The sequence below is a fragment of the Aminobacter sp. P4_H6_2 genome, from assembly GCF_056400805.1.
This window is the reverse complement of the sequence record NZ_JBFUKO010000276.1, coordinates 1-7,168: the sequence shown is the minus strand read 5'-3', so window position 1 is coordinate 7,168 and position 7,168 is coordinate 1. Positions and strand designations below refer to the sequence as shown.

6 protein-coding genes and 1 tRNA gene are annotated in these 7,168 nt (G+C 62.7%); 2 read left to right on the top strand and 5 right to left on the bottom strand.

Features of this window, described 5'->3' with window-relative positions; all coding sequences use genetic code 11:
* Nucleotides 1–728, bottom strand: a 728-nt coding sequence (gene obgE / locus AC1DUU_RS18815; RefSeq protein WP_476784922.1) for a GTPase ObgE, incomplete at its 3' end; no start/stop codon positions are given.
* 116 nt (nt 729–844) lie between these two features.
* Between obgE and AC1DUU_RS18810 the strand changes: the two genes are divergently transcribed.
* Nucleotides 845–1,702: an endonuclease/exonuclease/phosphatase family protein gene (locus AC1DUU_RS18810; RefSeq protein WP_476784921.1), complete on the top strand. Its 858-nt coding sequence runs from the start codon at nt 845–847 to the stop codon at nt 1,700–1,702.
* Between the two features lie 7 nt (nt 1,703–1,709).
* On the opposite strand, the gene AC1DUU_RS18805 is transcribed toward AC1DUU_RS18810, so the two are convergent.
* The 3 genes from AC1DUU_RS18805 to rplU all read right to left on the bottom strand — a co-directional run bounded on the left by AC1DUU_RS18805 (nt 1,710) and on the right by rplU (nt 3,148).
* Complete coding sequence (locus AC1DUU_RS18805; protein ID WP_476784920.1) at nt 1,710–2,297, bottom strand: GNAT family N-acetyltransferase; 588 nt, start codon at nt 2,295–2,297, stop codon at nt 1,710–1,712.
* Between the two features lie 124 nt (nt 2,298–2,421).
* Entirely contained in the window at nt 2,422–2,691 is a 270-nt protein-coding gene (gene rpmA, locus AC1DUU_RS18800; RefSeq protein ID WP_055974797.1) for a 50S ribosomal protein L27, read from the bottom strand.
* 25 nt (nt 2,692–2,716) lie between these two features.
* On the bottom strand, nt 2,717–3,148 hold the full coding sequence (rplU, locus tag AC1DUU_RS18795) for a 50S ribosomal protein L21 (RefSeq protein ID WP_476784919.1): 432 nt from the start codon (nt 3,146–3,148) through the stop codon (nt 2,717–2,719).
* 634 nt (nt 3,149–3,782) lie between these two features.
* Here rplU and AC1DUU_RS18790 point away from each other — a divergent pair.
* A tRNA-Ser gene (locus tag AC1DUU_RS18790) sits at nt 3,783–3,872 on the top strand.
* Between the two features lie 267 nt (nt 3,873–4,139).
* On the opposite strand, the gene metH is transcribed toward AC1DUU_RS18790, so the two are convergent.
* The coding region (gene metH, locus AC1DUU_RS18785) for a methionine synthase (RefSeq protein WP_476784918.1) at nt 4,140–7,168 on the bottom strand (3,029 nt) is incomplete at its 5' end.

Genomic DNA, 7,168 nt, shown 5'->3' with positions numbered 1-7,168 from the left:
AGATGCAGCAAGACGCGGGTGTGCTCGACATGGCCGAGGAAACGGTCGCCGATGCCAACGCCCTCATGGGCGCCTTCGATCAGGCCGGGAATATCGGCGATGACGAATTCGCGCGCATCGATGCGCGCAACGCCGAGGCCCGGATGCAGCGTGGTGAAGGGATAATCGGCGATCTTCGGCTTGGCCGCCGTGACCGAGGCAAGGAAGGTCGACTTGCCGGCGTTGGGCAGGCCAACGAGGCCGGCATCGGCGATCAGCTTGAGCCTGAGCCAGACCCACATCTCCTGGCCGTCCAGGCCGGGATTGGCGCGGCGCGGCGCCTGGTTGGTCGAGGTCTTGAAATGCTGGTTGCCAAAGCCGCCATTGCCGCCCTTGGCGAGCAGGAAGCGTTGGCCGACCTGGGTCAGGTCGCAGATCAGCGTTTCGTTGTCTTCCTCATAGACCTGCGTACCGACAGGCACTTTCAGGATGATGTCGGAGCCCTTGGCACCGGTCATGTTGCGGCCCATGCCGTGCACGCCGGTCTGCGCCTTGAAATGCTGCTGATAGCGATAATCGATCAGCGTGTTGAGCCCGTCGACGACTTCCAGCCAGACGTCGCCGCCGCGGCCGCCGTCGCCACCGTCCGGCCCGCCGAATTCGATGAACTTTTCGCGCCGGAACGACACCGCACCCGCGCCGCCATTGCCGGAGCGGATGTATACCTTGGCTTGATCGAGAAATTTCATCGGACTGTTCGTCTCTTGCTGTTATTTGGTTGTTTCAGCGAACCTGCCATAGCGCAAGGCGCGGCGAAGGGCGAGCGCGGATTGAAAGCCGCCTGAGATGACGGGAGATTTCGACAGTGAAGCTGGTCACCTACAACACCCAGTACGGCATCGGCCGTGACGGCCGCTACGACCTTCAGCGCATCGCAGCTAGCATCGACGGTGCCGACATCATTGCCCTGCAGGAGGTGACCCGCAATTTCATGCGCAACAACGGCGCTGACATGGTCGCCGGGCTTGCCGAACTGCTGCCCGACTATTTCCACGTCTATGGCATCGCCATGGATATCGACTTTGGCCTGCTCGAAGACGGGAAACCGGCCAACAAGCGCCTGCAATTCGGCAACATGGTGCTGTCGCGCTGGCCGATCGTTGCGTCGCGCTGCATGCTTTTGCCGCGTACACGTCGCCTCAACCGCGGCAATTTGCAACGCGCTGCACTCGAAGCGCTCGTCATGGCGCCGTCCGGTCCGCTGCGCGTCTATTCGGTGCATCTCGATCACGTCAATCCAGAAGAAAGGATGGCGCAGATCCGTCATCTCAAGCAACGGGTCTACGCCTATCCGATGGAAGGCGGCGCCATATCGGGCGCTGCCGAATACGGATTCCCCGAGCTCCCCTGCCCCGAAGAATTCGTGCTTTTGGGCGACTTCAACATGGTTCCCGGCTCGCCCGAACATATTGAAATGACCGGCGCGCCCGACCCTTTCGAAGGCCCCCAGATCGTCGCCCACCATCCCGTCGACGCCTATGCGCTGGCGGGCGGAATTCCCGATGGATCGGTCTCCTGGACCGACACGACCCATCCGGAAAAAACCCGCCTGATCGACTACGCCTTCGTCCAGGCCAACCTGGCCGCCAAGGTCAAATCCGTCCGCATCGACAGCGAGGCGAAGGGCTCCGACCACCAACCGGTCTGGCTCGAGCTGGCCTGAGCTCGCCTCAGCTGCGTGCCCACGACCTGAGGCTCGCCCAGGTCTTGCGGTCGAGCCGGTAGCGCTCGACCGGCACCTGGCCGGCGACGATCGAGTTCAGCATGCCCTGCCCGGCATACTGGAAGCCGCACTTGTGGATCACCCGCCGCGACGCCGGGTTGATGACCCGGCACGAAACGTTGAGCACATTGACGTCGGTCGCGCGGAAGGCGAGATCGACCAATGCGTGCGCGGCTTCGGTGGCATAACCCGACTTCCAATAGGGCTCGCCGATCCAGTAGCCGAGCTCAAGCCCACGATCGGTGACGTTGAGCCCCGCCGAGCCGACAAAGGCACCCGTATCTGCAACGGTGATCGCGTAGACCACGCCGCCTCGCTGGGCCCGCGCCATCGAAAGAAAGGCCCGCGCCTCGCCCTCGCCATAAGGGTGCGGCATGCGCGACAGCATCTCGGCGATGTGGCGGTTGTCGGCGAGCTCCACCAGCTCGGCGATGTCGTCTTCATGCGGCGGGCGCAGGACCAGCCGCTCGGTCAGCAATATGGGGCAATCGACGGACAGCCTTTCGTCTTCGCTGTCTTCCTTCTCGGCAACCATGTTAAAAATCCTCCAGGAAAAAATGAAAAAGGGGAGATGGAAACCCATCTCCCCTGATCCTTTTCCTGGCTTGGCCAGACACCGGTTCCCGAGATGGGGCGCCGGTGTTGTAGTGCGGAACCGGCTACTCCGCGGCCTTGAGAATCGGATTGACCGATACGTAGGTTCGGCCATTGGCTTTTTTATTGAAGGTCACGGCGCCTGCTTCGAGCGCAAAAAGCGTATGATCCTTGCCCATGCCGACGTTGACGCCGGGATGCCAGGTGGTGCCGCGTTGACGAACGATAATGTTGCCGGGAATCACGGATTCGCTGCCGAACTTCTTGACGCCAAGACGCTTGGACTCTGAATCGCGACCGTTGCGCGACGAACCGCCAGCTTTTTTATGTGCCATGGATGTTCTCCTTCAGTCGCTCTGATTACTCTGATTCCGCGACGGCTGCAGCCTTTTTCGGCGCTGCCTTCTTCGCGGGCTTTTCTGCAGCCACGTCAGCTGCGGCTTCGGCCTGCACTGCCGCCTTCTTCGAAGGCTTCGCACCGCCGGTCAGGATCTCGGAGATCCGGACAGTGGTGTGGTGCTGACGGTGACCGCGCGCACGACGCGAATTCTGGCGACGACGCTTCTTGAAGGCGATGACGGTCTTGGCGCGGCCGTGCTGGACAACTTCCGCCRTCACCACTGCACCAACCACGAAGGGCGCGCCGATCTCGGCGTTGTCGCCTTCGCCAACGGCGAGCACTTCAACGAATTCAACGGTGTCGCCGGCGGCGCCGACGAGCTTTTCGATCTTGATCACATCATTGGCGGCAACGCGATACTGCTTGCCGCCCGTTTTGATGACTGCGAACATTTTATGCCTTTCGCTGTTCGGTCGACCTTGTTGAACCACCTGGGCGGTTCGGGTCGTCTTTTTGTCAGTCGTACGGGTTCATGACAAACGGCGCAGAGAACCCTCCACGCCGAATGCAGGGGTCCCGTAACCGAAGGTTGCCATCGAGTCAAGGCGAACACGCCGGCAAACCGACGTTTCGCGGGGGCTGCCGGCCTCCCTCCTGCCATCAGGTCATGGAGGGCAACCCTCGGATACACGGCTGTGCCAGAACCGACAATCGTGCAGACGCGGCCTCGCCCCAATAAGCCTTATCACACCCCAGGACCGCCCGTGTGGCCGCGCGGCCCGCCGCCTCCGTCGACCGCAGCCCCTTGACCAAGGCTTGGGTCCACCCGCATGCGGCAACGCTCAGATGGGGTACTGGAGGGTTCTGAAAGAAAACGCCTTGTGGGCACTCCGCAACTGCAAGGTCCGAAGCATTCGAGCCAAAAGGGAGCGAAAAGGGCATGGCGGCAACACAGCTGACGCAGCGTCTTGCGCCTATTTCCGCCTCGACTGAAAAGATAGCTGATCTCGGCCACATTTGGCCTTGTGCGATAGGCCATGAGCCGTTATCTAGTGCGCCGCGCCGGCAACGGCCGATCACGACCGCGGAGAGGTGGCAGAGTGGTCGAATGCACCGCACTCGAAATGCGGCATGGGTGCAAGCCCATCGGGGGTTCGAATCCCTCCCTCTCCGCCATTCACCTCGTTGTGTGCTCGACTTGATGGCAATCGGGCCGCTAGGCTTCGGCTTACTGCGCTCAGCCTCCCCATTCAAACCAGGCCTAAAAACCGCGTTGATGATTGCCGTGTCGACGGCGGATTCATAGCGCAACGCTTGCAGCGCGAAGCGGCGCGCCATGGGCATGCCACTCCGAAACGTTCTGAATGAACGCACCACCGGCATGCCCTATCAGGAGTCCCAAAAACGCAAGCGTTGATCACCGCATCGTCAGGAGCGGGCGCCTCATTCCGCCGCTTGCGCGTAGGACGCGGGCACATAGTTGAGGATCGGCCCCAGCCAGCGCTCGACCTCGGTGATGGTCATGCCCTTGCGCGTGGCATAGTCTTCGACCTGGTCGCGCTCGACCTTGGCGACGCCGAAATAATAGCTCTCGGGATGCGCCAGATAGACGCCGGAGACCGACGAGCCCGGCCACATCGCCATGCTTTCGGTGAGGCTGACGCCGGAATTCTTCTCCGCGTCGAGCAGGCGGAACAACGTCACCTTCTCGGTGTGGTCAGGCTGCGCGGGATAGCCAGGTGCCGGCCGGATGCCGCGATATGGCTCGCCGATCAGATCGTCGGGTGCGAGATTTTCGTCCGGCGCGTAGCCCCATAACTCCTTGCGTACCTTTTCGTGCATGCGCTCGGCGAAGGCCTCGGCGAAACGGTCGGCCAGCGCCTTGACCATGATCGAGGAATAATCGTCATTGGCGCGCTCGAAGCGCTGGGCGATCGCTACTTCCTCGATGCCGGCCGTGACGACAAAGCCGCCGAGATAGTCTGCCTTGCCGCTGTCGAGCGGGGCGATGAAGTCAGACAGCGCCATATTGGCCTTGCCGTCGCGCTTGGTCAGTTGCTGACGAAGGGTGAAGAAGGTCGCCAGTTCCTGCGAGCGCGCCTCGTCGGCGAAAAGCCTGACGTCGTCGCCGACCGCATTGGCCGGCCAGAAGCCGAGGACGGCCTTGGGGGCGAACCATTTCTCGTCGATGATCTTCTTCAGCATCGCCTGCGCGTCCTCGAACAGCTGCCGTGCCGCAGGGCCCTGCGCTTCATCCTCGAGTATCTTGGGATAACGCCCCTTCATCTCCCAGGTCTGGAAGAACGGCGTCCAGTCGATATAGCGGGCGAGCTCTGCCAGATCCCAGTTCTCGAACACCTTGGTGCCGAGGAAGGACGGCTTGGGCGGCRTGTAGGATGCCCAGTCAACCTTGTGCGCATTGGCACGCGCCTTGGCCAGCGGCAGGCGCTGCTTGTCGGCCTCCGAGCGAGCATGGGCGTCGGCGACCTTCTTGTATTCGGCCTGAATGGTCTCGACGTAGCCGCTCTTGGCGCTCGGGGACAACAGATTGGACACCACGCCGACCGCACGGCTGGCGTCGTTGACATAGACGGTCTGGCCGCTGGTGTAACGCGGATGGATCTTCACCGCCGTGTGCACGCGGCTGGTGGTGGCACCACCGATCAACAGCGGAATGTCGAACCCTTCGCGCTCCATTTCGGCGGCGACATGCGCCATCTCGTCGAGCGACGGCGTGATCAGGCCGGAGAGCCCAATGATATCGACCTTCTCGTCTTTTGCGACCTGCAGGATCTTGGTTGCCGGCACCATGACGCCAAGGTCGATGATTTCGTAATTGTTGCAGGCGAGCACGACGCCGACGATGTTCTTGCCGATGTCGTGGACGTCGCCCTTGACCGTCGCCATCAGGATCTTGCCGGCGGTCTGGCGCTCGCCATTGTCGATGCCCTTGGCGGCGTTGGCCGCCTTCTCCGCCTCCATGTGCGGAAGGAGGCCGGCGACCGCCTGCTTCATCACGCGGGCCGACTTCACGACCTGCGGCAAGAACATCTTGCCGGCGCCAAACAGGTCGCCAACGACGTTCATGCCGGCCATCAGCGGGCCTTCGATGACATGCAGCGGACGCTCGGCCTTCAGCCGCGCCTCGTCGGTGTCGGCGTCGATGAACTCGGTGATGCCGTTGACCAGCGCGTGGCTGATGCGCTGCTCGACCGGCCAGTCGCGCCAGGCGAGGTCGCGCTCCTTGGCTTCCTTGCCGGCAGTGCCCTTGTAGCGTTCCGCCAGTTCCAGCAAGCGCTCGGTCGCCGTTCCGCCGGCCTTGGGCACGCGGTTGAGCACGACGTCCTCGCAGGCCTCGCGCAGCTCCGGATCGATCGATTCGTAGACGGCGAGCTGGCCGGCATTGACGATGCCCATGTCCATGCCGACCTGGATGCAGTGGTAAAGGAACACGGCGTGCATGGCTTCGCGCACTGGCTCGTTGCCGCGGAACGAGAACGACAGGTTCGACACGCCGCCCGAGATATGGACGTGCGGCAGGGCCTCAGTGATTTCGCGCGTCGCCTCGATGAAGTCGACGCCGTAATTGTCATGCTCCTCGATGCCGGTGGCGACGGCAAAGATGTTGGGGTCGAAGATGATGTCTTCCGGCGCAAAGCCCGCCTGCTCGGTCAAAAGCTTGTAGGCGCGGGTGCAGATCTCGACCTTGCGCGCCTTGGTGTCGGCCTGGCCCTGCTCATCGAAGGCCATGACAACGACGGCGGCACCATAGGCGCGGCAAAGCCTGGCGTGGTGCAGGAAGGCCTCTTCGCCTTCCTTCATCGAGATCGAATTGACGATCGGCTTGCCCTGGACGCACTTCAGCCCGGCCTCGATCACCTCCCACTTGGAGCTGTCGATCATGACAGGCACACGCGCGATATCGGGTTCGGCGGCTATCAGGTTGAGATACTCGACCATCGCCTTTTTCGAGTCGATCAGGCCCTCATCCATGTTGATGTCGATGATCTGCGCGCCGTTGACGACCTGGTCGCGGGCAACATCGAGGGCGGCGGCGTAATCGCCTGCGGTCACCAGCGTGCGGAACTTGGCCGAGCCGGTGACGTTGGTGCGCTCGCCGACATTGACGAAGGGAATCTCGTCGGTGAGCGTGAATGGCTCGAGGCCCGACAGGCGCATCTGAGGCTTGAGCTCCGGCACCTGGCGCGGCGGATGCTTGGCGACAGCCTCGGCGATGGCGCGGATGTGCTCGGGGGTCGAGCCGCAGCAACCGCCGACGATGTTGATGAAGCCCTCGCGYGCRAAKTCCTCGAYCTGSGCGGCCATGAAKTCSGGGCTCTCGTCATACTGGCCGAAGGCGTTGGGCAGGCCGGCATTGGGATAGGCGCAGATGAAGGTCTCGGCGACATCGGACAATTCGGCGAGATGCGGGCGCATGGCGGCAGCACCCAGCGCGCAGTTGAGGCCTACCG

What these genes read in the sequence shown, in the direction of transcription:
- AC1DUU_RS18805 (WP_476784920.1), bottom strand. Translation starts at nt 2,297, where the DNA reads ATGGTTGCCGAGAAGGAAGACAGCGAAGACGAAAGGCTGTCCGTCGAT.
- rpmA (WP_055974797.1), bottom strand. Translation starts at nt 2,691, where the DNA reads ATGGCACATAAAAAAGCTGGCGGTTCGTCGCGCAACGGTCGCGATTCA.